General features: G+C 67.8%; 24 protein-coding genes. 13 read left to right on the top strand and 11 right to left on the bottom strand.

Annotated features, from left to right (window positions below):
• The first annotated feature begins 46 nt into the window (after positions 1 to 46).
• Positions 47 to 1,399 carry a hypothetical protein gene (locus EV191_RS09090; RefSeq protein ID WP_165912886.1) on the top strand — a complete coding sequence of 451 codons (1,353 nt, stop codon included), beginning with the start codon at positions 47 to 49 and terminating at the stop codon, positions 1,397 to 1,399.
• 96 nt (positions 1,400 to 1,495) lie between these two features.
• On the opposite strand, the gene EV191_RS09095 is transcribed toward EV191_RS09090, so the two are convergent.
• Together EV191_RS09095 and EV191_RS09100 are read right to left on the bottom strand one after the other, a co-directional pair.
• Positions 1,496 to 2,068: a hypothetical protein gene (locus EV191_RS09095; RefSeq protein WP_132876478.1), complete on the bottom strand. Its 573-nt coding sequence runs from the start codon at positions 2,066 to 2,068 to the stop codon at positions 1,496 to 1,498.
• A 110-nt stretch (positions 2,069 to 2,178) separates the two neighbouring features.
• On the bottom strand, positions 2,179 to 2,847 hold the full coding sequence (locus EV191_RS09100; protein ID WP_132876479.1) for a TetR/AcrR family transcriptional regulator: 669 nt from the start codon (positions 2,845 to 2,847) through the stop codon (positions 2,179 to 2,181).
• Between the two features lie 102 nt (positions 2,848 to 2,949).
• Between EV191_RS09100 and EV191_RS09105 the strand changes: the two genes are divergently transcribed.
• Together EV191_RS09105 and EV191_RS09110 are read left to right on the top strand one after the other, a co-directional pair.
• Positions 2,950 to 3,930 (top strand): NAD(P)-dependent alcohol dehydrogenase, encoded by a 981-nt coding sequence (locus EV191_RS09105; RefSeq protein WP_132876480.1) that lies wholly within the window; start codon positions 2,950 to 2,952, stop codon positions 3,928 to 3,930.
• Positions 3,931 to 3,986: 56 nt separating this feature from the next.
• Positions 3,987 to 5,147 carry a glycosyltransferase family 4 protein gene (locus EV191_RS09110; protein ID WP_132876481.1) on the top strand — a complete coding sequence of 387 codons (1,161 nt, stop codon included), beginning with the start codon at positions 3,987 to 3,989 and terminating at the stop codon, positions 5,145 to 5,147.
• Here the strand turns inward: EV191_RS09110 and EV191_RS09115 are convergent.
• The gene (locus EV191_RS09115; RefSeq protein ID WP_132876482.1) at positions 5,135 to 6,943 is read right to left on the bottom strand and encodes an AMP-dependent synthetase/ligase; all 1,809 of its coding nucleotides are present in this window, start codon (positions 6,941 to 6,943) and stop codon (positions 5,135 to 5,137) included. The two genes, EV191_RS09110 and EV191_RS09115, sit on opposite strands and share 13 nt — an antisense overlap.
• Positions 6,944 to 7,124: 181 nt before the next feature.
• On the opposite strand from EV191_RS09115, the gene EV191_RS09120 reads away from it, so the two are divergent.
• The 6 genes from EV191_RS09120 to EV191_RS09145 are packed head-to-tail and all read left to right on the top strand — an operon-like array spanning position 7,125 to position 11,463.
• Positions 7,125 to 7,535, top strand: a complete 411-nt coding sequence (locus EV191_RS09120; RefSeq protein WP_132876483.1) for a polyketide cyclase / dehydrase and lipid transport — start codon at positions 7,125 to 7,127, stop codon at positions 7,533 to 7,535.
• Between the two features lie 55 nt (positions 7,536 to 7,590).
• Positions 7,591 to 8,379 carry a metallophosphoesterase family protein gene (locus EV191_RS09125; protein WP_132876484.1) on the top strand — a complete coding sequence of 263 codons (789 nt, stop codon included), beginning with the start codon at positions 7,591 to 7,593 and terminating at the stop codon, positions 8,377 to 8,379.
• A gap of 26 nt (positions 8,380 to 8,405) precedes the next feature.
• Positions 8,406 to 8,861 carry an SRPBCC family protein gene (locus tag EV191_RS09130; RefSeq protein ID WP_132876485.1) on the top strand — a complete coding sequence of 152 codons (456 nt, stop codon included), beginning with the start codon at positions 8,406 to 8,408 and terminating at the stop codon, positions 8,859 to 8,861.
• Complete coding sequence (locus EV191_RS09135; protein WP_132876486.1) at positions 8,862 to 10,022, top strand: ArsA family ATPase; 1,161 nt, start codon at positions 8,862 to 8,864, stop codon at positions 10,020 to 10,022.
• Entirely contained in the window at positions 10,019 to 10,519 is a 501-nt protein-coding gene (locus tag EV191_RS09140) for a hypothetical protein (protein WP_132876487.1), read from the top strand. The genes EV191_RS09135 and EV191_RS09140 overlap by 4 nt, the downstream gene beginning before the upstream one ends.
• Entirely contained in the window at positions 10,519 to 11,463 is a 945-nt protein-coding gene (locus EV191_RS09145) for an ROK family protein (protein ID WP_207894467.1), read from the top strand. Before EV191_RS09140 ends, EV191_RS09145 begins: the two co-directional genes overlap by 1 nt.
• A gap of 29 nt (positions 11,464 to 11,492) precedes the next feature.
• Here the strand turns inward: EV191_RS09145 and EV191_RS09150 are convergent, their stop codons facing one another.
• Together EV191_RS09150 and EV191_RS09155 are read right to left on the bottom strand one after the other, a co-directional pair.
• Positions 11,493 to 12,005 (bottom strand): hypothetical protein, encoded by a 513-nt coding sequence (locus EV191_RS09150; protein WP_132876488.1) that lies wholly within the window; start codon positions 12,003 to 12,005, stop codon positions 11,493 to 11,495.
• 3 nt (positions 12,006 to 12,008) lie between these two features.
• Entirely contained in the window at positions 12,009 to 12,797 is a 789-nt protein-coding gene (locus tag EV191_RS09155; RefSeq protein WP_132876489.1) for an alpha/beta hydrolase, read from the bottom strand.
• Between the two features lie 295 nt (positions 12,798 to 13,092).
• On the opposite strand from EV191_RS09155, the gene EV191_RS09160 reads away from it, so the two are divergent.
• The 3 genes from EV191_RS09160 to EV191_RS09170 all read left to right on the top strand — a co-directional run bounded on the left by EV191_RS09160 (position 13,093) and on the right by EV191_RS09170 (position 15,523).
• Entirely contained in the window at positions 13,093 to 13,860 is a 768-nt protein-coding gene (locus EV191_RS09160; RefSeq protein WP_132876719.1) for a lysophospholipid acyltransferase family protein, read from the top strand.
• 34 nt (positions 13,861 to 13,894) lie between these two features.
• Positions 13,895 to 14,398 carry a polyadenylate-specific 3'-exoribonuclease AS gene (locus EV191_RS09165; RefSeq protein ID WP_132876490.1) on the top strand — a complete coding sequence of 168 codons (504 nt, stop codon included), beginning with the start codon at positions 13,895 to 13,897 and terminating at the stop codon, positions 14,396 to 14,398.
• 99 nt (positions 14,399 to 14,497) lie between these two features.
• A complete protein-coding gene (locus EV191_RS09170; protein ID WP_132876491.1) occupies positions 14,498 to 15,523 on the top strand; it encodes a 6-phosphofructokinase in 1,026 nt (341 codons plus the stop codon).
• Here EV191_RS09170 and EV191_RS09175 read toward each other — a convergent pair.
• Genes EV191_RS09175 through EV191_RS09195 form a run of 5 tightly spaced genes read right to left on the bottom strand, consistent with a single transcriptional unit; the run spans position 15,493 to position 19,792 of the window.
• A complete protein-coding gene (locus tag EV191_RS09175) occupies positions 15,493 to 16,437 on the bottom strand; it encodes a metal ABC transporter permease (RefSeq protein ID WP_132876492.1) in 945 nt (314 codons plus the stop codon). The genes EV191_RS09170 and EV191_RS09175 overlap by 31 nt on opposite strands.
• On the bottom strand, positions 16,434 to 17,345 hold the full coding sequence (locus tag EV191_RS09180; RefSeq protein WP_132876493.1) for a metal ABC transporter permease: 912 nt from the start codon (positions 17,343 to 17,345) through the stop codon (positions 16,434 to 16,436). The genes EV191_RS09175 and EV191_RS09180 overlap by 4 nt, the downstream gene beginning before the upstream one ends.
• Positions 17,342 to 18,097: a metal ABC transporter ATP-binding protein gene (locus EV191_RS09185; RefSeq protein WP_132876494.1), complete on the bottom strand. Its 756-nt coding sequence runs from the start codon at positions 18,095 to 18,097 to the stop codon at positions 17,342 to 17,344. The genes EV191_RS09180 and EV191_RS09185 overlap by 4 nt, the downstream gene beginning before the upstream one ends.
• Positions 18,094 to 19,104 (bottom strand): metal ABC transporter solute-binding protein, Zn/Mn family, encoded by a 1,011-nt coding sequence (locus tag EV191_RS09190; protein ID WP_243658842.1) that lies wholly within the window; start codon positions 19,102 to 19,104, stop codon positions 18,094 to 18,096. The genes EV191_RS09185 and EV191_RS09190 overlap by 4 nt, the downstream gene beginning before the upstream one ends.
• A gap of 1 nt (position 19,105) precedes the next feature.
• Positions 19,106 to 19,792 carry a metal-dependent transcriptional regulator gene (locus tag EV191_RS09195; protein ID WP_424565441.1) on the bottom strand — a complete coding sequence of 229 codons (687 nt, stop codon included), beginning with the start codon at positions 19,790 to 19,792 and terminating at the stop codon, positions 19,106 to 19,108.
• Between the two features lie 164 nt (positions 19,793 to 19,956).
• Between EV191_RS09195 and EV191_RS09200 the strand changes: the two genes are divergently transcribed.
• A complete protein-coding gene (locus EV191_RS09200; RefSeq protein WP_132876722.1) occupies positions 19,957 to 21,348 on the top strand; it encodes a class II 3-deoxy-7-phosphoheptulonate synthase in 1,392 nt (463 codons plus the stop codon).
• 12 nt (positions 21,349 to 21,360) lie between these two features.
• On the opposite strand, the gene EV191_RS30335 is transcribed toward EV191_RS09200, so the two are convergent.
• The gene (locus EV191_RS30335; RefSeq protein WP_132876495.1) at positions 21,361 to 23,151 is read right to left on the bottom strand and encodes a serine/threonine-protein kinase; all 1,791 of its coding nucleotides are present in this window, start codon (positions 23,149 to 23,151) and stop codon (positions 21,361 to 21,363) included.
• Positions 23,152 to 23,285: the final 134 nt, after the last annotated feature.

Here is a 23,285-nt window from a genome sequence, read left to right on the forward strand (position 1 = left end):
GCTTTCCGGGTAACGGTCGGTTCGGCCCTACGATCTGTAGGCCATGATGGCCACCGCGCGAGCCAGAGCGGTGCTGGCCGCCGGTATCGCGGTGGTCGCACTGGCCGGCATCCTGATCCTCGGTGTGCCGCTGGACGAGCGGCACACCGAGTCGGGACCGGCAGCGCCGGGCGCTACGCGGCTGGCCACGCCAACCAGCGTCACCAGTTCCGCGGCCGAGGAAAGCGCCGCCGAGACCGCGCGGGCGCGGGAGATATCCGCGCTACTCACGCGCCGGGCAACCGCCCTGCGCGAACGCGATGAGCAGGCTTTCCTGGCCAGCCTCGATCCGAAAGCCGATCCGGCGTTTCGTACCGCCCAACAGGCCATGTTCCGTAACCTCGCGGACGTACCGCTCGCCGAGTGGCGCTACCAGGTGGCCACCGAGCCGGTGGCGGACGTGGCCGCGCTGTCCAGTACCGAACGGTTGGCCGCGCCACGCGTCGATCTGGTCTACGCGCTGGCCGGTGCGGATCAACGGCCCACGACCCGACCGATGGGGTACCTGTTCGTGCAGCGCGCCGGGCAGTGGTATCTGCGGTCCGATACCGAACTCGCCGAGCTTGGCGTCGATACCTGGCGTGGCCCGTGGGACTTCGGGCCGTGTGTGGTGTTCCGAGCGGAGTCCGGGCTGGTGATCTCCCATCCGAGCCGCGTGGCCACCGCCCGGCGGTTGACGGCGGAACTGGATGCGGCCGTGGCCGCGGTTACCGAGGTGTGGGGGCCGGCATGGGCCGGCACGGCCGCGCTCTGGCTGCCCGAGACGGCCGAGGAAATGCGCGCACTGGTCGGGCCCAAGTTCAGCACCGAAGGGATCGTCGCGGTCGCCGTGGCAGACCGGGTGAACGAGGCGGACCGCACCGCTCGCGGCCAGCGAGTGGTGTTCACCCCTGGCGGTGCCGAACAGCTCAGCGATACGGCATTGCGCGTGGTACTACGGCATGAGCTGGCCCATATCGCGACTCGCGGCCAGACGGTCGATGGCGCTCCGAAATGGTTACTGGAAGGCTTTGCCGACTACGTCGGTTACCGCGGCACGACCGTGCCGATGACCTACGCCGCGCCGGCCCTGGCTGCCTTGGTGCGCGCCGAGGGTCCGCCGGAAGAGTTCCCCACCGATGCCGACTTTCACGGCGATACGCATCCGTTGGACCTTGCCTACCAGCTGTCCTGGTCGGTGAGCAGCTACATCGTCGAGGAATACGGCGAGCCCCGGTTGCTCGAGTTGTATCGGGAGGTAGCCGCGCTCGGTCCCGCGGGGCGGCCAGCCGTCGATGCGGCGATCCGCGAGGTGCTCGGCGTGCCTCGGGCGGAACTGGTCGCTGGCTGGCGGGACTACCTGCGCCGCGTCTTCGATTGAGTGCCGATCGGGACGTCGGCGTCAAACGCCGGGGAGGAACCGTCCCGTCCGGGCCGGTGCGGCGTGTTCCTGGCCGCTGGGGTTCGACGGCACTGATCAGGCTTCGCCGAGGTAGTCCCAGGCGGCAAGGATGACGCGGTCGAATTCGACTGTGCCGGGCATGGGACGTCCGTACTCGTCGGTGGATCGGGGCATCACGTTTCGCAGGCACACCGCCGCGTGCATGCGTTGTGCGGGCAGGCGCAGTTCGTCGAGGGCGACGTCGATCATCGCGGTGAAGATCGTCCGGTCGGTTGCGTCCCATTCGGCGGTGCGGTGCAGGTAGCGGGCGGCGGAGCTCAGCGCCTTGGTGGTTGCGTGCCCGGCCTCGTCGCCGGTGACGCCGCAGAGCAGGCGCAGTATGTCGTCGCGGTAGTTGTGTCCGAGACCCCACACATCGTTCAGGATGTGGAGCGCTTGGCCCGCGACCGTCGGATCGTCGTCGGTGAGGTAGCGCGCTACGGCATCGGAGTTCCGTTCGGGCGTGGCGACCATACCTACGATCATCAGCGCTCGGTACGCGTCATTGGCCGACAATCCCTTGGCCAGCGTCTCCTCGACGAGACCGATCTCGCGAGCACTCAACCTGCGGTCCCGCGCCCGCCGCAGTAAATGGTCGAATTCGTGCATGGGTTGTCACAGCTCCGGCATCGTGGGGCACGTCCGTTGGCGTTGCCAATGAGTGGGGCGGTTGGTAGGCGAGGTCCAGCGGTTGCGTATGGCCGCTGGCGGGACTGGGACTACCTGCGCCGCGCCTTCGGCTGAGTTCCGACCGGAAGGTCCCGTGGCGCAAACGCGCTCGGCGGCGGAAGTGGCCGGTTGCTCGAGCCGGTGCGAAACGACTGGAGGAGGTAGGCCACCAGCCGGCGGGAGGCCGCGCCGTCCTCCGGCAGCGCCGCAACCAGGCCGGCGTGCGCCAGCAAGATCACGGCAATGTCGGAGGGCTGGAAATCGGCGCGCAGTGCCCCGGCCGCCTGTGCCCTGCGCACCACCGTGGCGAGGTCTCGTTCGGCCTGTTCGAGGGGGCGTTGGTGGTCCGTCATGCTCATCGGGAAGTCGGCGGTGAACGCGGCGGGGAAGCCCTTTTCCGCGCGCTGCTGCTCGCAGGTCGTCTCGACGAGTCGCTGGAAGCCGCGCCACGGGTCCGGATCGACAAGCGCGGCGGTGAGTTCCTGGGCGCAGGTTCGCAGCTGCTGCGCGAACGCCGCGCGTACCAGGTCGTCTCTGGTCGGGAACCGGCGGTAGAGCGTGGCCACGCCGACGCCGGCCTTGCGGGCCACGGTTGCCATCGGCGCGTCGATCCCATGCTCGGCGAACACGGCACGCGCGGCGACCAGGATGCGCTCCCTGTTGCGTCGCGCGTCCGCGCGCAGTCCGTCCTCGGTGGTCAACTGAGAGGATTCCACCACCAATACTTCTCACCTCCGGGCTAACAGGACGAGATCGTCCACTTATGAGTCTACGGTCGATATCGGCTTCCCGTTGACCGCTGATGGCAAAAGGTGCGAACGATGTCGGGCAATCTCATGAAAGCAGTGCTCTTCGATCGATACGGTGCTCCCGACGTGCTGTACATCGGTGAGGTGCCGCGCCCCGAGCCGGCGCCAGGTACGGCACTTGTCCGGGTGGCCGCCTTCAGCGTCAACGGTGGTGAGACCCCATGGCGCGCCGGCGACCTTCGCCCTTTTTCCGGCCGGAAGTTCCCCAAACGGGTTGGGCTGGATTTCACCGGTGAGGTGGTCGCGCTTGGTCCGCCTGGCAAACACCTCGGCGTCCAACCGGTCGCGGTTGGCGACCGGGTATGGGGCGTGCTTGGCCGCACCGCCGGATTCGGTAGCGCGGCCGAGTACGTGCGCGTGCCCATCGATCGGCTCGGGCGTGTACCCGAGCAGGTGGACCTGGTGGCGGCCGCCGCATTGCCGGTTGCGACCACGGCGGTCACCGCACTGTTCGAGAAGGCCGCGCTACGCCCCGGTGAGCGGCTACTCGTGCGTGGCGCGGCCGGCGGCGTCGGCTACGCGGCCGTGCAACTGGGCAGGGCGCGCGGTGCGGAGGTCACGGCCATGGCTCGCGCGGCCAACCTGGAGTTCGTGCGCGGCCTCGGCGCCGAGCACCTCGTCGACCACCGAACCGTTGTGCCAGCCGAGCTTGGCCGGTTCGACGTGATCCTGGATACGGCGGGCTCCGAACCGTGGACCTACCGGCGGCTGCTGCGTCCAGGTGGTCGGATGGTCACCATCGCCTTCGACCTGGCCCGGCCAGTCGTTTCGGTTGGCTACCTGGCGGCGAGCTGGGTACACGGACGCGGCCGGGTGCGGTTTTTCAGCGGTAACCCGAACCGGAAGCACCTCGATGACCTCGCTCGCCGGGTCGACGGCGGGGAGCTGCGCCCCGCCGTGCACGCCGTCTTCCCACTGGCGGAGACGGCGGCGGCACACCGCGCGCTCGAAGCCGGCGGTGTTCAGGGCAAGTACGTGGTCCGGGTCGACTAGCCGAATCGCGGTGGCTGGGTGCCTACGGCCGCCGGCAGCCGGTTAGCCTGGGCGGAGTGCGCACCACCTTGCTGATCACCAACGACTTTCCGCCGAGGCCAGGCGGGATCCAGGCATTGCTGCATTCGTTGACGGTCGAGCTGCCAGCCGACGACCTTGTCGTCTACGCGCCGTCCTGGTCGTCAGCGAGTGGCACTGATCACGAGTTCGACGCTGCCCAGCCGTTCGAAGTGGTCCGCCATCCCGGCCCGCTGATGCTGCCTACTCCGGATGTGCTGCGCAGAGCCCGGCAGATCGCCCGAGCCAGGGACTGTACGGCGATCTGGTTTGGCGCCGCCGCACCGCTCGCGCTGCTCGGCGAGAGCCTGGCCAACGGGGGCGAACGGCGAGTGGTCGCCTCGACTCATGGGCACGAGGTCGGCTGGTCGATGCTGCCCGGCGCGCGGCAGGCGCTGCGCCGGATCGGCAACACGTCGGATGTGGTGACCTTTGTCAGCCGCTACACCCGGTCCCGGTTCGCCAGCGCCTTCGGCCCGCACGCCGCGCTCGAGTACCTACCCTCCGGGGTCAATGCCGAGCGGTTTCGGCCGGACTCTGGTGCGCGAGCCGAGATCCGGCGGCGATACGGCATCGGCGAGCGCCCACTGACCGTCTGCGTGTCCAGGCTGGTGCCGCGAAAAGGGCAGGACATGCTGATCAGGGCGCTACCTGGACTGCGCGAGCGGGTGCCGGATGCCGCCCTGCTGCTGGTCGGCGGTGGCCCGTACGCCAACCGGCTGCGCTCGCTGGCCACCGCTCTCGGGGTGGCCGAGCATGTGTTCTTCACCAGCTCCGTGCCCTGGGATGAGCTGCCAGGGCACTACGCGGCCGGTGACGTGTTCGCGATGCCCTGCCGGACCCGTGGTGGGGGACTGGATGTGGAAGGGCTCGGGCTGGTCTATCTCGAGGCATCGGCGACCGGTCTACCGGTTATCGCCGGTGACTCGGGCGGTGCGCCGGAAACCGTGCGCGATGGCGTGACCGGGCATGTGCTGGACGGCAGGGATCTCGACCGCCTGGTGCGGCGGTTGGTCGAACTGCACGGCGACCCGGAACGGGCGGCGCGGATCGGCGCGGCCGGGCGCGAGTGGGTTCGGGAGAACTGGCGCTGGCCGGCGCTCGCCGCCCGGTTGTCCGGATTGCTCGACGGCGCCGGCGAACCAGCTCAGCTCGCGTAGAGCGCCTCGATATCCGCGGCGAAGTTCTTGTTCACCACGTTGCGGCGCACCTTCAGGCTCGGGGTCATCTCCCCGCCGGTTTCGGTGAAATCCACCGGCAGGATCCGGAACCGCTTGATCGACTCCGCTTTGGACACCGTGGTGTTCGCCGCATCGATCGTGGCCTGGATTTCGGCACGGAGCTCGGTGTCATCAACCAGTTGTGCCACGGTCGCTTCCGCCGGCTTGCCGTTGCGGCTCTTCCACGCGGGGAAGAACTCCTCGTCGATGGTCACCAGGGCCGCGATGTATGGCTGCTGGTCACCCACCACCATGCATTGGCTGACCAGTGGATGCGCCCGGATCTGATCCTCGAGGGTGGCCGGCGCGACGTTCTTGCCGGCGGCGGTCACGATGATCTCCTTCTTCCGCCCGGTGATCCGCAGATAGCCGTCTTCGTCCAGTTCACCGAGGTCGCCGGTGTGGAACCAACCGTCTTCCAGCGCCTCGGCAGTGGCCTCGGGGTTGTTCCAGTACTTGGTGAACACGATATCGCCGGAGATCAGGATCTCACCGTCGTCGGCGATCCGGATCGTGGTGCCTGGCACCGGTTGGCCCACCGTGCCGATCTTGATTCCGCCTTCGAGGTTCACCGCGGCCGCCGCGCTCGTCTCGGTCAGCCCGTAGCCCTCGTGTACCGGAACGCCGATGCCACGGAAGAAATGCCCGAGCCGTTCGCCGAGTGGCGCGCCGCCGGAGACCGTGGATTCGCACCGGCCGCCGAGTGCGGCGCGCAGCTTGCCGTACACCAGTTTGTCGAAAAGCAGGTGCCGGATACGCAGGCCAATGCCAGGGCCGCCGGTGTCCCGTGCCTGACTGAACTCGACCGCGGTCGCTTCCGCCGCGTCAAAGATCTTGCCCTTGCCCTCGGCGTGCGCTTTCTGCTTCGCGCTGTTGTAGACCTTCTCGAACACCCGAGGCACCGCCACGACCGAGGTCGGCCGAAACGAGCCGAGGTCGGCGACCAGGTTGGTGGTATCCGGGGTGTGCCCCGCGGTGAGTCGGCCGTACACACAGGTCACGGCCAGCGCCCTGGCGAGCACGTGGGCCAGCGGCAGGAACAGCAGCATGGACTTACCCGGTTGGAAAACCTGCGGGAAGATCGCCGTATTGGCGCGTACTTCGGCGAGGAAGTTGCGGTGCGTGAGTACACAGCCCTTGGGGCGCCCGGTGGTGCCCGAGGTGTAGACCAGCGTCGCGGGATCACTCGCCTTGGGCTCCCTGCGCCTGCGGTGCAGATCGTCGTTGGAGACGTCCACGCCGAGCTCGGTGAGTTCCTGGACCGCGCCGTTGTCCGCTTTCGCCGCCGGCTCGATCAGCCAGACGTGGGCCAGCTCGGCGAGGTTGCCGGCTACCTTGTCCACCACGTCGCGGTGCGCGGTGCTCTCCACCACGATCGCTTTGCTGCCCGAGTCGCCGAGCATCCACTCGACCTGGTCGGCCGAGGAGGTCTCGTAGATCGGCACCGTGACGCAGCCCGCGGACCAGATCGCGAAGTCGAGCAGCGTCCACTCGTAGCGGGTCTTCGCCATCAGGGCGACCCGGTCACCGACCGCCAACCCTGCCGCGATGAACCCCTTGGCGACCGCGCAGACCTCGTCGGCGAACTGTTTGGCGGTGACGTCCAGCCACGAGCCGTCGACCTGACGGCGGAAACTCACCGTGTCGGCGAACCGCTCCGCGTTCGCCCACACCATGTCCGTCAGGTTCTCGTCCTCGGCGACCGGGTTCGCTGCAGAACCGCTGAACTCACGCACCTCAAGCCTCCGTGCCAATGGGAGTTACCGACAAGTAAACCACCTGTTGAGCAGCTAACTTAGCGCGGATAACGCGCACAAGCCAGCGTGCCAGACCTGCGTGGTGCGGTGCGCGCGCCCCCGAGGGATCCTCGGCGGGTTGCCTGGTGGTCAACGGCCGGCCCGTGCAATCCTGCTGCCCGTGGCTACGGCAGCGGAACCGACACTGGACATCGTCGACGAGACCTTCCTCGCCGTGCCACCAACAACGCTGGCCGCGGTGTTCGCCGATCCGGCGAGCTGGCGGCGCCACTGGCCGGACCTGCGGTTGCGGGTCTATGCGGATCGCGGGGCGGAAGGGCTGCGCTGGACCGTGCGCGGCGCGCTCGTCGGCACCATGGAGGTGTGGCTGGAGCCCGCGCTGGACGGCACACTGCTGCACTACTTCCTGCGCGCCAGCCCCGCCGATCAGCTCGGTAACCCCGTGACCCTGCCGCCGGGCAAGCTACGCAAGGAGTTTGACCGGCGAGCGCGTGCCGCGAAGGCGATGTCCCTTGGCCTGAAGGAGATCCTCGAGGACGGCCGCGCGCCCGGCTGCCCGCCGCCCGGCTGAACCGGCGCGGGTCACACGGTAGGTAGCGTTCCTTCGCCGCATTAGGCTGGGGAGCGTGCGGGTTCATGTGGTCTCTGATGTGCACGGAAACGCGGAAGCACTGGCACGAGCCGGGGAGGGAGCTGATGCCCTGATCGTGCTCGGTGACCTGCTGGATTTCGTCGACTACCACGATCACGGCAAGGGGATCCTCGGTCGGCTGTTCGGCGCCGAACGGGTCTCGGTGTTCGCCAAGTTACGCAAGGAACGCCACCACGCGGAGACCGCCGCCTATGCCCGGTCGCTGTGGGAGGGCTTGGAGAACGCGGCGGATGCGGTCGAGTCGGCGATTCGCGAACAGTACGCCGAACTGTTCGCCGCGATGACCGTGCCCACCTATGCCACTCCCGGCAACGTGGATGTGCCCGCGCTCTGGCCGGAGTTCACCGGTGGGCATATCCGGATGCTGGACGGGGAGGCCGTCGAGTTGGACGGGTTGCGCTTCGGCTTTGTCGGGGGCGCGCTGCGCCCCGCCGGTACGACGCCCCGCCGTACCGGGGTGTGGCGGCCGTACCTGCGGGTCGAGGAGGACTTCGATGCCGGCGTCGCCGCGCTGCGGGAGGTGGACGTGTTGTGTACGCACATCCCGCCAGCCGTTCCGGTGCTCACCTACGACGTGGTGGCCAGGCGGCCGGAGGCGGGCTCGGCCGCGCTGCTCGACCTGATCCACCAGCAGCGGCCGCGCTGGTCGATGTTCGGGCACGTACACCAGCCGCTGGCGCCCCGGGCCCGGGTGGGCGCCACCGAGTGCATCAACGTGGGGCATTTCAAACAGACCACGCGCCCGTATGTGCTGCGCTGGTGAGCGGCCGAACCGGTAGCCTGCGCGGTATGACCGACCAGTCGACGCAGTCCATCGTGGTGAACGCGCCTCCGGAGCGGATCATGGCGGTCATTGCGAACTTCGCCGAGTACCCCCAGTGGGCCAACCAGGTCAAGGAGGCCGAGGTACTCAGCGAGGTGACCGTGGGCGAACACACCAGGGCCAAACAGGTGCGGATGACCCTGGACGCTGGCCCAGTCAAGGACGTCTACACCCTCGAGTACGCCTGGACCCCGGATGATCTGCTGGTCAGTTGGCATCTGGTGAAGGGGCAGATGCAGAAGGCGCAGGAGGGGAGCTACCGGCTCGAGCCGCAGGGCTCGGCTACCAAGGTGACCTATACGCTCGCCGTCCAGCTGGCCATTCCGATGATCGGCCTGTTGCGGCGCAAGGCGGAGAAAGTGATCATGGATATCGCCTTGAAGGATTTGAAGCAGCGCGTCGAGCAGGCCGCGGACGTCTAGGTGCGCGTCCTGCTGTTTACCGGCAAGGGCGGCGTGGGTAAAACGACCCTCGCCGCGGCGACGGCCGCGCAACTGGCCAGCCAGGGGCGCAAGACTCTGGTGATCTCTACCGATCCCGCGCATTCGCTTTCCGACGCGTTCGGCGTCCGGCTCGGCGCCGAACCGACTGAAGTGTCCGAACTGGACGTTACGGTGCACGCGGCGCAGCTGAGCTCGCGCGGCCTCGTCGATGAGTCGTGGCAGGAACTGCGCGCGCGGTTGCGTGCCGCGCTGTCCGGGTTCGGCGTGGACGAGCTGGACGCCGAAGAACTCACCGTGGTGCCAGGGATGGACGAGCTGCTCGCGCTCACCGAGGTCCGTCGGCTCGCGGACACCGGATCGTGGGATGCGCTGATTGTCGACTGTGGACCCACAGCGGAGACGTTACGGCTACTCTCGTTGCCTGAGGCGATTTCTGGCTATGTGCAGCGGATGTATCGAGGGACCCCGGCCGGTGGCGCGGCACCAGCGGTAGCCGAGGCCATCGGCCAGCTGGCAAGCCACGTCGCCGGGCTACGGGATTGGCTCACCGACGCGCGTACTACCACGGTCCGGCTGGTGTTCACCCCGGAACGGCTCGTCGTATCCGAGACACGCCGTACGCTCACCGCGCTCGCCTTGCGCGGCATACAGGTAGACGGGGTCATCGCGAACCGGCTGGCGCCGAAGGTGCGCCGCTGGCGGGGCGGCGCGGCGAACTGGTTGCGCATCAGGCGGTCCGAACAGGACAAGGTGCTCGCGGGGCTGGCCGGAACCGGCATCGCCGAGCCGCGGACCGTGGCGCACCGTGCGGCCGAACCGGTTGGCATGCAGGCGATTCTGGGTATCGCGACCGAACTGTACGGCGCGACCGATCCACTGTGCGGCCACAACACCTTCCGTGGGCCGCTGCTACGGGTCGAGGATGATCCGAGTGGGCACCGGCTGCACCTCGCGCTGCCGATCACCGACGACACCGATGTGGACTTGGCGCGAGTGGACGATGACCTTGCGGTTACCGTGGACGGCATGCGGAGGTTGATCGCGCTGCCGGCACTGTTGCGGAACCGTGTGGTGACCGGAGCCGAGGTCGACGCGGATGGGCTTACGGTGTTCCTGAGTAAGGACGGGGCGCGTCGATGACCGGACACGAGGATCAGCCACAGCTCGCCGAGGAGCTTGCGCTGTTGCTGGAGATGGTGTTGTCCAGGGCGCAGCCGTGGCTGGACGGGGTGATCGCCGCCGGGCATTCGGGCGAGCGGGCACATGCCGATTCCGATCAGGACTCGGATGCGCGGCAGGAGACGAGCGAATGCACCTGGTGCCCGTTGTGCGCGGTGGTGGCGATGGCTCGCGGCCAGCGTCCGGAACTGGTCGCCACGGTTCTTGAGCACGCCGCGGAAGTAATCGCGCTACTGCGTGCCGTGCTCGCGGACCGCTGGGACCCGAGCACGGTGCACATGCCGGGCTTCCGGCCGGAGCGGGAGGCGCCGTCCGGCGATTCGCCACCGGATCAGGGGCAGGGCAGTTCGGCCGAGCACGCCCGGCGGTGCGACGATGTCCCGCGCGGACCGCGCTCGCCACGCGTGCAACACATCGCGGTTCAGCGGAAAGGCGCGCCCGCGGGAGGCTCGGCGTAGTGCACACGATCGGTATCGACGTTGGGGGCACGAGTGTGCGTGCCGGGGTGGTCGACGAGTACGGCACCATTCTGGACACCGCGCGCGCGGCGACCCCGAGCGACCAGCACGCGCTGGAGGACGCGATCACCGCGACCGTCACGGAGCTCGGTGATCGGCACGAGATCGCCGCGGTGGGGCTCGCGGTGGCTGGATTCGTGCACAACGACCGGCGCAGCGTGATGTTCGCACCGCATCTGGCCTGGCGCGATGCTCCGGTAGCCGAACGGGTCGCCAGCCGGATCGGACTTCCGGTGCTACTGGAACACGACGCGAACGCCGCGACGGTTGCCGAGCACCGGTTCGGCGCGGCTCGAGGCGCCGGGGTGGTGCTGCTGATCGCGATCGGAACCGGGATCGGCGCTGGCCTGTTGCTGGATGGGCGGTTGTATCGGGGCGCCTACGGGGTAGCACCGGAACTGGGACACCTGCGGGTCGTGCCGGGTGGCCGGCCGTGCTCCTGCGGGAAGAAGGGCTGCTGGGAGCGCTACTGCAGCGGCACCGCGCTGAGCACTACGGCGATCGAGCTGCTGGCCAGGTATCCGGGCCGGTCCACCGTGCTCGCCAGGGAGGCGGCCAAGGACGCCAGGGAAGTGACCGGCCGCAAGGTCGCTGGCGCCGCGCGGGATGGTGATCCGGTGGCCAAGGAGGCGGTTGCCGATCTGGCCAGATGGCTCGGCGAGGGGTTGGCACTGGTCGCCGATGTGTACGACCCGGAGATCGTGGTGATCGCCGGTGGAGTCTCGGCCTCGGCGCCGCTGTTCCTCGACGATGCGCGGGAGTACTACCGCGAGTTGACCACGGGTACCGGGCATCGTCCGCTGGCGCGGATCCGGACGGCGCAGCTCGGCGACGAATCGGCGATCGTCGGCGCGGCGAGCCTGGCCCGCGAGCACGCCCCGTAACCGCGTTCGTGAAGGTCAGCGAGCGTGTTTTAGACCTGTGAGCCGTCCGGGTTGGCGCCCGGAGGTGGGCCCTGCTGGCGTTTGCTGAGTACGAAGTAGCCAAGCGCGCAGGTGACCGCGAGCAGGCCGATCGGCGTGCTGACCTCCGGAGTGAGCCCGAAGATGCCAGGGGCGAACAACAACAGCAGCCCAACCAGAACGAAGACCAGCACGATGATGGCGCCCTTGCGTGGCCTGGGCAGTGGCGGCGGCTCCGGCGGGTGATAGTGATCGTCGTCCGGGTCGACGTTGTCCAGCGCGTCCAGGTTCTGCCAGGTGGGGTCCCATTCGGAGGAAGCGCTACGCCAGCCACCGCTGGTCGGCTGCTCCCGAGGGATCGTGGCGGTGCCGGCGGAGTCGTCCTGTGGTGGCTCCGGCTCGTCCGGAGCGTCCTGATCCGGCAGGTTCTTGCCGAGTCCCTCGGACTCCAGCCCGGCTACGATCTCCGCGAAGGCGGCATCCACATCCTCCGGCCCGCCAGAGCCGTTTCCCCGGTTCTGCACCGCTCACCTTCCCTCGGCCACTGCCGTTGCTCGCTCGGCGTGTACCGCACGCAGGAACTCGACGCTCTTCGCGAAGATCGTCGGCGCGTCGTTGTCCATAGTGGCCACGTGAAAGCTGTCCGTGAGGGTTACCTCGGTGACCATCGTGCTCCGCACACCATCCAGCACCACTTGCGCGTTCACCGGCTCCACCACGTGGTCGACGGTCGAGTGCAGCATCAACAGCGGTTGGGTGACCAGCGGCAGGTCTCGGCGAACCAGCCGCCACAACCGCGCCAGGCTCGTCGCCGCACGCAGTGGCAATCGATCGTAGCTCAGTTCCCGGACTCCCGGCTTGGCGATATCGCCGGCGATCCCTGCCAACGAGGGCACCAGCCGGGAGGCCACCGGCAGTAGTTTCGCGTCCAGTCTCGTGGTCAGCACCGATGGGTTGACCAGCGCGATCCCGGAGACCAATGGACCGTACTGCTGGGCCAGCCGCAGGGTGAGCGTGCCGCCCATGGACTGCCCGAAGACGTACACCTCGGCGTATTTCCCGCGTAGCGCGGCCAGTTCGGCCCGCACGCATTCGTACCAGTCCGGCCATCGGCTGCGGTTGCACTCCTGCCAGCTCGTGCCGTGGCCGGGCAGTCGGGGACAGCTGACCGCGTAACCGCGTTTGGCCAGGTACTCGCCCCACGGTCGCATGCTCTGCGGGGTGCCGGTGAAGCCGTGGCACAACAGCACGGCGATACCGTCCGTGGCCTCGGCTGGCGAGTGCGCGAACGGTTCCGCGCCGGGTATGACTGGCACGTGCGTCCCCTCACGTGGGTAGCGAATCCGCCCTGGCCATCCTCCCATGGACTACCCGGTGCTGGCACGTCTCGGTCCGGGCGCCGGTGATGTCGTTAATGATGAGGACTGGGTAAACGTCGACTGGGTAAACGTGGACTGGGTAAACGTGGACTGGGTAAACACTGTCCCCCTTACTGGTCAGGTAACGTTGTCCGACGGGGCCATGCTTCGTAGGCTGCTTCGTAGGCCTGGTGAGCAGGCAACGAGTGAGCGAGCGCGAATCGGATCGAATCTCCGTCAGACGGGAGTCGCGGTGCTGTACTGGGTGTTGAAACACCTGTCGCTGGGTCCATTGCTCCGGCTGTTGTGCCGGCCGAAGGTCACCGGCCGGGAGTTGATCCCGGAGCATGGCGGCGCGCTGCTGGTCAGCAACCACCTCGCCGTGATGGATTCGTTCGCGATGCCGCTGGTCATCCGGCGCAGGGTGACCTTTCCGGCGAAACTGGAGTACTTCACCGAGCCGGGGCTGAAGGGTCGGTTGAAGAAGTGGTTCTTCAGCGGTACCGGTCAGGTGCCCATTGACCGGTCGAGTGGTTCGGCGGCGCAGGCCGCGTTGGACACCTGCATCCGGCTGGCCAAGGAGGGCCACCTGGTTGGGATCTACCCTGAGGGCACTCGGTCGCCAGACGGCAGGCTGTACAAGGGCAAAACGGGCGTCGCGCGGATCGCGCTGGAATCTCGCGTTCCGGTCATTCCGGTCGCGATGGTCGGCACGGACAAGGCGAACCCGATCGGTTCGAAGACCCTGCGGCCACACCAGATCCAGATCCGGTTCGGTGAGCCGCTGGACTTTTCCCGGTATGACGGGCTTTCCGGTGATCGTTTCGTGGAGCGGTCGATCACCGACGAGATCATGTACGCCCTGATGGAACTGTCTGGGCAGGAGTACGTGGACATCTACGCGGCCAAGGCCAAGGAGTTACAGGAGGCCGAGGCAAACGGGGTCCGACCGGACGTGCCCGCGCAGCCGGTGCAGACGGCAGCCGAGGTCGCCCGAATTCCGGACAGCAAGGCCAGCTGACCGTGCCCGATCGGACGACAATTACGCTGCCCGAGTGCGGTTCTTCTATGACACCGAGTTCATCGAGGACGGAACCACGATCGACCTGGTGTCGATCGGCGTCGTCGATGAGCGCGGTAACGAGTTCTACGCGGTGTCCACGGAATTTGACGAGGGCAAGGCTGGCCCGTGGGTACGCGAGAACGTATTGCCCAAACTGCCGCCACCGGCGGACGGCGCATGGCGGTCCAGGGCGCGGATCAGGGACGAACTGATCAAGTTCCTCAGTCCGAACGGTGAGCGGGTCGAGCTGTGGGCCTGGTTCGCCGCCTATGACCATGTGGCTCTGGCTCAGCTCTGGGGCGCGATGCCGGCGTTGCCCCGGCAACTGCCCCGATTCACCAGGGACCTGCGCCAGCTCTGGGATGAGGTCGGCAAGCCGAAACTGCCGGACCAGCCCGAGGACGCGCACGACGCCCTCGCCGATGCCCGGCACAACCTGACGCGCTGGCGAATCATGGACGCGCACCGCAAACGCAAAGGGAACCCGACCCGCTGACCGGTCGCAGTGGCGGAGGTCACTAGGCTGTGCTCGCGCGACTTGAACGATTCACGCGACCAGTGTTGATCAGCTGGTGACGACGAGAAGGGATAGCCCATGCGAGTCGGAGTACTGACCGGCGGCGGAGACTGCCCGGGATTGAACGCGGTGATCAGGGCCGTTGTCCGGAAGGGCGTCGAGACGCACGGCTGGGAGGTACTGGGTTACCGCAACGGGTGGCAGGGCCCGATGAGCGGGGAGTCCCGGCCCCTCGGGCTCAACGACGTGGAGGACATTCTGCCGCGTGGTGGCACGATCCTCGGCTCGTCGCGGACGAATCCGTACTCCACCGACGGTGGCGCGGAGCGGATCCGTCAGGTGCTCACCGACCAGGGCATTGACGCGCTGATCGCGATCGGTGGCGAGGACACGCTCGGCGTGGCCAAGCGGCTCACCGATGACGGCATCGGGGTCGTCGGTGTCCCCAAGACGATCGACAACGATCTGGACGCGACGGACTACACCTTCGGCTTCGACACCGCCGTGCATATCGCCACCGAGGCGATTGACCGGCTGCGCACCACCGCGGAATCCCATCACCGCGCCCTGGTCGTCGAGGTGATGGGGCGGCACGCCGGCTGGATCGCGCTGCACTCCGGTCTTGCTGGCGGGGCGAACGTCATCCTGGTGCCGGAACGCCCGTTCTCACTGGACAAAGTGGTGGAGTGGACCCAACGCCGGTTCGAGCGGCAGTTCGCCCCGATCCTGGTGGTTGCCGAAGGCGCGCTGCCGGAAGGCGGCGCGGAGGTGTTGCAGGCAGGCGAGAAGGACGCGTTCGGCCACGTCCGGCTTGGTGGGATCGGCACTTGGTTGGCCGAGGAACTGGCCGAGCGCACCGGCAAGGAGTCCCGCGCGGTCGTGCTCGGGCACACCCAGCGGGGCGGCACGCCAACCGCCTACGACCGGGTGCTGGCCACCCGGTTCGGGCTGCACGCGGTGGATGCGGTGGCGGCCGGCGAGTTCGGTTCGATGGTCGCCCTGCGCGGCACCGATATCGTCCGGGTGCCACTGGCGACCGCCACGGCGCGGTTGAAGACGGTGCCGGCCGAGCGTTATGCCGAGGCCGAGGTGTTCTTCGGCTGAGCCGAGTCTGCTCCGGTACGGGCAGGCGCGCCGGTGTTGTCCCGCCGGCGCGCCAGCCGCAGCCAGCGCCAGAGCAGGCCGCGACGCGGCGCGAGCAGGCGTAGCAACAGGAAGCAGCCGACGGTGGTGAGTCCGATCATGCCGGCGATCGAGCTGTCGTAGGCGACGGCGGCGCGCTGCCCGACAAAGGAGCTCACCCAGCCGATCGCGACGGACACCAGCAGCATCGTGTCCAGCCGGTTCGCCACCAGTTGCGCCGCGGCGGCAGGGACCACGAAGAACGTCACGACCAGGATCGCCCCAACGCTGTCGAAGACGATGACCGCGACGATCGCGCTCACCATCAGCAGTAGCCGCTGGATCAGCCGACCGCGTAGCCCAGCGATATCCGCGAACTCCGGGTCGAAGGCCAGCGTCTGTAGCCCGCGCCAGCTGAGCAGCACGAACCCCAGCGCGAGTAGTACGGCAAGCAGGGTCATCAGCAGCGGGCGGGGAAACTCCACCGCGCCAAGCGACATCGTGCGAAACGGCGCGAAGGTGATCTCGCCGTAGATCGTGGAGTCCAGATCCAGGTGCGCGCCGGAGGCAAAGCCGCTGACGCCGAGCACACCGAGGGAGAACAGCGCGGGGAAGGTCAGCGCGATCGCGGCGTCGGTGCCGAGCAGTCGGGTACGCCGCAGCGCGTCGATGGCCAGTACACAGAGCAGCCCGAAGGCCGCGGCGCCAAGGGTGGCGAGCAGACTGGATCTGCTGCCGGTGAGCAGGTACATCGCCACCACACCGGGCAGTACCGCGTGCCCGATCGCATCCGAGGTGAGCGATTGCCTGCGCAACACCAGAAATGGGCCGAGTAGCCCGCAGGCGGTGGCCAGGGTTCCGGCCGTCAGGAGGATGATCGCGTCGTCGGTGTTCATCGCGACACCTGCTCGGATTCCAGGCGTGCCGAGCGGGCGGCGTGCCGCCGCCACGCCCTGCTCAACACTCCTCGGCGCGGCGCGAACAGCAGCGCCGCCGCGGCGAACGCGGTGGCGAGCAAGACAATAACCGGTCCGGTGGGTAGTCCGGCCCTTCCCGCGAGTAGTGCGCCGGACACCCCGGCGAGCGCGCCGATGGCCCCGGAAACCGGTACCAGCGTGCCAAGTCGATTGGTCAGCGCGCGGGCGGCGACACAGGGCGCGACGAGGAGGGCGACCATCAGGATCGCGCCTACGGTGCGTACTCCGAGCACCACGGCGATAACCAGCAGCGCGGTGCTCGCCGCGTCGATGGTCCAGGTAGGCACCCCGGCGACCGCGCTGAACTGCGGGTCGAAACTCGCTGAGCGCAGCAGCCGGAAGAACACCACGATGGCCAGTAGCGCCAGGCCACCGAGGATCAGTGTGAACCACACATCGCGAACGACCATCCCCGCCGCCTGCCCGAACAGGTAGGCGTCCAAACCGGACTGTTGGCCACTGCCGCCCTGTGCGATATGCGTGAGCAACACGATGCCCAAGGCGAAGGAGGCGGACAAGGTGATGCCGATCGCGGCATCCGGCGCGGTTCGGCCGGCTCGTTCCAGACCGATCATCAGCGCCGCGGCGCCGAGTGCGCAGATCGCGGCACCGACCAGCAACACCGCGGGGTCTTTCACGCCAACGAAGAGGAAGGCAAGGGCTACTCCCGGCAGCGTGCCGTGGCTCATCGCGTCGCCGAACATCGCGCGTCCGCGAAGTACGGCGAAGGGCGCCAGGCTGCCCGCGATGAACCCGAGGACCGCGCTCCCGGTCGCGACCACGGCCTCCGGATAGGGCAGCGGTAAGAGATCGAGTAACGCGTTCACCGCGCTGCCCGTGCGGGTTCGGTATGGCGTGGCGCCAGGCCGTACGCCCGTGCCAGGGCCTCCGTGGTGAGCACATCGGATACCTCACCGGCGGCAAGCACCGTGCCGGCGAGCAGCACCGCGTGGTCGAATCGCTCGGCTACCGTACGCAGGTCGTGGTGCACCGCGAGCACGGTCGCGCCGTCGGCGCATAGCTCGGCGAGCAGGTCGACCAGCGCCTCCTCGGTCCGGGTGTCTACCGCGGTGAAGGGTTCGTCGAGGACAAGCAGATCGGCCCGCTGGGCCAGGGCGCGGGCGAGGAACACTCGCTGTCGCTGACCACCGGAAAGCTCATCGAGTGGTTCATCGAGTAGCGCGCCGATTCCGGTGCGTTCCACGGCTTCGGCGACGGCCGCGTCATCGTCCGCGCCAAGCCGGCGAAACCAGCCACGATGCGGGTAGCGGCCCATCTCCACCACCTGGATCGCGGTGATCGGGAAGTCCTTGGTGACGAGGTCCTGCTGTGGCACGTAGGCGACCCTGCGGCGATTCGCCCGCAAGGTCGTGCCGAGGATGCGGACGTCGCCGTTGGTCAGCGGGACCAACCCGAGTGTCGCCTTGAGTGCCGTCGACTTGCCCGCGCCATTCGGGCCCACGATCGCGGCGAGTACGCCGGTCGGTATGTCGAAGGAGACCTCACGCAGCACGGGACGGCCGCCGTAGCTAACCTCCACATTGGACAGTTGAAGGGCAAGTTGGTGCTGTTCACTCATGACAATCCCGCCACCAGTCTGTCCACATTGGCCCGTAGCATTCCTGGGTAGCTTCCTTCGGGGGTGCCGGCCGCTCCGGCGGCGTCGGAGTACAGCTCGCCGCCAAGTCGCAACGGGTGATCTCGAGAGCGGGCGGCGGCGAGTACCGCCTGCAAGGTCTGCTCGGAAACGCTGGACTCGACGAACACGGCGGGAACCTGCCTGCGCGCCACCAGGTTCGCCACGCGTTCCACATCCGCGGTGGTCGCCTCGTCACTGGTGGAGATGCCCTGGATGCCCACTACGTCCATGTCGTATGCGCGACCGAAGTAGCGGAAGGCGTCATGCGAGGTGACCAACACCCGACGAGACTCCGGGATCGTCGCGATCCGGGCACGGATCTCGGTGTCCAGTTGGTCCAGTTCGGCTCGATAGCTCGCCGCGCGCTGCCGGTAGTACGCGGCGTTGGCCGGATCCTGGGCACTGAGCGAATCCCGCACTCCGTTCACCACGAACCGCCAGAGTTGGACGTCGAACCACACATGCGGATCGAACTCCTCGGCTGCCGGTGCGTCATCGGCCGGCTCGAGCAGCCGCTCGGTGGGGATCCGTTCCCCGGCGAGCAGCACCGGTCGACGTTCGGCGACATCGTCGAGTACCGGCTGTAGATTGCCTTCCAGGTACAGGCCAACCGCGACGACGAGATCGGCGCCGCGCAGCCGGGCCACGTCCGAGGCCGTCGCGTTGTACAGATGAGGATCCACGCCTGGGCCCATCAGCCCGCTCACCGCTACCCGGTCACCGCCGACCTCGCGGACCGTGTCGGTGAGGAAATTGGTCGTGCTGACCACACGCAGCTGGCCGGGCCGGGCGCTGGATTCGCCATGCGGCCAGACCGCGAAGGTGATCGAACCGCTCAGCAGCATGCCGGCAACCAGGATGACACCGGTGATCAGCCGCCTGCGGCGGGTCCGCTGAATCGCGCGGGGTTGAATCGCACGGGGTTGGGTGGCACGGGGCTGGCGCACGTCAGTCCACCTCGACGAAGATCGCGTCCGTGAGTACGTGCCCGAAACCGTGCGTGGCTTCGTTCGGGGGTTCGCCGACGCGCACCATCAGCGGTCCGCCAAAGGGTTTGCGCTCGAGCAACGTGATCTGGTCACCGAGGCTGATCTGTTCGGCGGCGAGATAGCGAAGCAGTTCGGGGTCGAGGTCGACCACCCGCACGATGCGCCCACTCGCTGGCGGGTCCAGCTGGGAAAGGCGGTGCGCGTCCGGGATGGCGATGGTGCCGTCCGCGGTGGGGATCGGATCCCCGTGTGGATCGACCAGTGGGTGGCCGAGTTTCGCCGCGATCCGGTCAAGCAGGGTGTTCGAGACGGTGTGTTCCAGTTGCTCGGCCTCGTCGTGCACTTCATCCCACGCGTAGTCGAGGTGCGTGACCAGGTATAGCTCGATCAGCCGGTGCCGGCGGAGCACTTCGAGGGCGATCCGCCTGCCGGCTTCGGTGAGCGTGATGTCGCCGTACCGAGCGTGCTCCACGAGTCCCAGGTCGGCCAGTTTGCGCACCATGCCGGATGCCGAGGAAAGCGAGACGCCGAGGCGTCCGGCAAGCGCGCTTGTGGTGACCGTGTCCGCGCCGCGTTCGCGCAGCGCGTAGATCACCTTCAGGTAATCTTCGACGGAGCTCGATCTCCACTTCGGCATGCCGAACATTTGACTATGGTACGGCATAGTTGGTGCCGGTAACCAGACCTGCCCGACGCGTTCATGGGCGGCTGGCGCATGCGGAGCGGGCTCGCCGGCCGGGTAGTCTGCTACCCATGGCAGATCAGGCGGCGAACGTGCACGGGGCTGGGCGGCAGGACGAGCGCGACGGTATGTCGTGGACCGTGGATGTCCCGGTTGACACCCTGCCCGAGCTGCCGCCGTTGCCGCCGGACCTGCGCGGCAAGCTGGATGAGGCGGTGTCGCTACCGGCCGCGCAACAGCCGGAGTGGCCCAACCCGGAGCATGTCCGCCAGGTACGCACCGTGCTGGAGAGTGTGCCGCCCATCACCATGCCTGCCGAGATCGACCGGCTGCACGAGCGGTTGGCCATGGTGGCGCGCGGTGAGGCCTTCCTGTTGCAGGGCGGCGACTGCGGGGAGACCTTCGCGGACAACACCGAACCGCATATCCGGGCCAACCTGCGCACCTTGCTGCAGATGGCCGTGGTGCTGACCTACGGCGCGAGCCTGCCGGTCGTCAAGGTCGGCCGGATCGCCGGCCAGTACGGCAAGCCGAGGTCGAACACCACCGACGCGCTTGGTCTGCCGGTGTATCGCGGCGACATCGTGAACTCGGTGGCGGCTACCCCCGAGGGGCGCCAACCGGACCCGAGCAGGATGATCCGTGCTTACGCGAACTCCAGCGCGGCCATGAACCTGCTGCGTGCGTTGACTGGCGCCGGGATGGCCGACCTGAGCAAGGTGCACGACTGGAACAAGGATTTCGTGCGCACCTCGCCCGCCGGCGAACGGTACGAGGCGCTTGCCGCCGAGATCGATCGCGGTCTGCGGTTCATGTCGGCCTGCGGAGTGCAGGATCCGAGCCTGCACAGCACCGAGATCTATGCCAGCCACGAGGCACTGCTGATCGACTACGAGCGTGCGATGTTGCGTCTCGATCAGTCCAATCCGGACTCACCGAAGTTGTACGATCTTTCCGCGCATTTCCTCTGGATCGGGGAGCGCACCCGGCAGTTGAGCGGTGCGCATATCGCTTTCGCCGAGTTGTTGTCGAATCCGATCGGCTTGAAGATCGGCCCGACAACGACGCCGGAGCAGGCCGTGGAGTACGTCGAGCGGTTGGATCCGCGCGGCACGCCTGGCAGGCTCACGCTGATCAGCAGGATGGGCAACCAGAAGGTGCGTGATGTGCTGCCGGCGATCGTGGAGAAGGTGACCGCGTCGGGGCACCAGGTGATCTGGCAGTGCGACCCGATGCACGGAAACACCCATGAATCGTCCACTGGTTACAAGACGCGACACTTCGACCGGATCGTGGATGAGGTGCAGGGCTTCTTCGAGGTGCACAGGGGCCTGGGTACCTATCCGGGCGGGGTGCATATCGAGCTCACCGGTGAGGATGTCACCGAATGCCTTGGTGGCGCGCAGGACATCTCGGACACCGATCTTGCCGGGCGGTACGAGACGGCTTGCGATCCGCGGCTGAACACGCAGCAGTCGCTCGAGCTGTCGTTCCTGATCGCCGAAATGCTTCGTTCCTGAGCTGAGCGTGGCTCAGCGCGGGCGGGAGATCGGTTCGCCCTTGCCCCAGTCGGTGTACTCGATGGTGGTGGCATTGGCGTATTCCTGGCCGTCGCCGAGGCTGTACTTCTCCCGTTCCGCAAGGCTTATCGGGAGATAGTCCTTGTTCAGCGTGAGGGTGAACTCCGTACCAAGGTCAAAGTACTGCACTTCCGGATTGCTCTTGGACTCGTCCGCGGGTATCTCGCCGCGGTAGATGATCGAGTCCGCGTTCTGCCGCGCGGTGTTCAGCGTCGCGTCGGCGAGTAGCTCGCGTACTCGCTCGATACCAGCGGCGTTCCGCACTTCGACCAGGGCGGCGGCGTCGAGCTGATCATCCGCCCAGCCCGCTCGCTCCTCGGCGGGCGTGTCCAGTTGTCCAGTCGGGAAATCGCGCCAGCCGTTTCCAGCGTCCATATAGGTCATATCTGGAAATACGAAACCGTTGCGGCGTGGCGTATCTGGATCATCCGGGCCGCGTTCGGTATTGTAGTAGTCCACGATCTCCGCGGTACTACCCGTGTCCCCGTAGCTGATCCGACCGTTTCCGGTGTACACGTTCGCGCAGCAAGCCTCGTAATCGTAGGTGAACGAGGCGGTTGTGGCTTCGCTGACCTGATCCACGATCACGTCGTCCACATCGTCCGGTCGTTGGGGCGGTGTTTCCGGAAGCTCGGATTCGGCGCGAGGTGGTAGCTCGTCACTGGAGCCAGGGCCGACGATCACGACCGCGCCAACGATGGCTCCGGCGGTGACCACCGCGCCCGCGCCGACCAACACGGAGGTGGGCAGTTTGGCCAGCGGGCCAAGCGCGGCCGGCGGGGCTGGCGGCGTACTCACCGGTGGTGCTGGTGGCTCTGGCGCGGGCGGCCCTGCCGCTTCCGGCGTCCCCGGTGCCAGTGCGCCAGGGGCATGCGCCAAGGGGAACAGTCCGGCCAGCAGCGCGGTGAGGGCCACCAGGCGTTTGCGGCCGCGTGCTTCCCAGCCTTCGCCGTAGCCGGCGCTCGCCGCGAGTTCCAGGTCGCCGAGAAACGCGGCTGCCGAGGGGTGCCGCAGTGCCGGATCCTTGGCCAGCCCATCGGCCACCAGTTCGCGCAGCGATTCGGGTACCTCGGCGAGTGGGATCGGCGCGTCCCGGTGGGCCGCGGCGAGTGCGCTCAGCTCCTGCTGCGGAAACGGCCGGTGCCCGGTGAGGCATTCGAAGAACACCGCGGTCGCCGAGTAGACATCGCCGGAAGGGCTGGCCGGCGCGCCCGCCCACTGTTCCGGGGCGAGGTAGGCGGGGCTGCCTTCGGCCGCCACCACGGCGCCGGTGGACACCGCGATCCCGAAGTCGGCGAGTTTGCTGCTGCCATCCGCGCACACCAACACGTTCGGCGGTTTGTAGTCGCGGTGCACCGCCCCGGCCGCGTGTGCCGCGGTCAACCCGAGCAGCGAGCCCTTGAGTAGCAGCAGAGCGGCTTCGGGTGGCATCGCCCCGTGCGAGTTCAGCAACTCGCGCAAGGAAACACCGTCGACCAGCTCCATCACGATCGCCGCGCCGGCCGAGCCTTCCACGTATTCGTAGAACCGGACGATATGCGCCTCGGTGAGCCCGGCGAGCAGTCGCGCCTCGCCCCGGAACCGATCCCGGAACGCCTGATTGGCCAGCAGCTGCGGGGACACGTACTTGATCGCGACCGCCGTGCCACTCGCGTCATGCACGGCATGCACCACCCGGCCGGAGGCGCCCGCGCCAAGTTCTCGAACTTCGGTGTAGCCGCCCAGTCGCCAGTTCTCGGCCATTTGCCCGGTGTCGCCCCTCGCCGTGTGCTTGCCTGACGACGGTATCGACATCATCCGTGACACTCAATGATTAAGTGTCACCTTACTGGTCTCGGGATTGGGGTACAGCGGGACCATGCGCGCGCATCGCCGCA

The sequence above is a fragment of the Tamaricihabitans halophyticus genome (genome assembly GCF_004340875.1).
Taxonomy (GTDB): domain Bacteria; phylum Actinomycetota; class Actinomycetes; order Mycobacteriales; family Pseudonocardiaceae; genus Tamaricihabitans; species Tamaricihabitans halophyticus.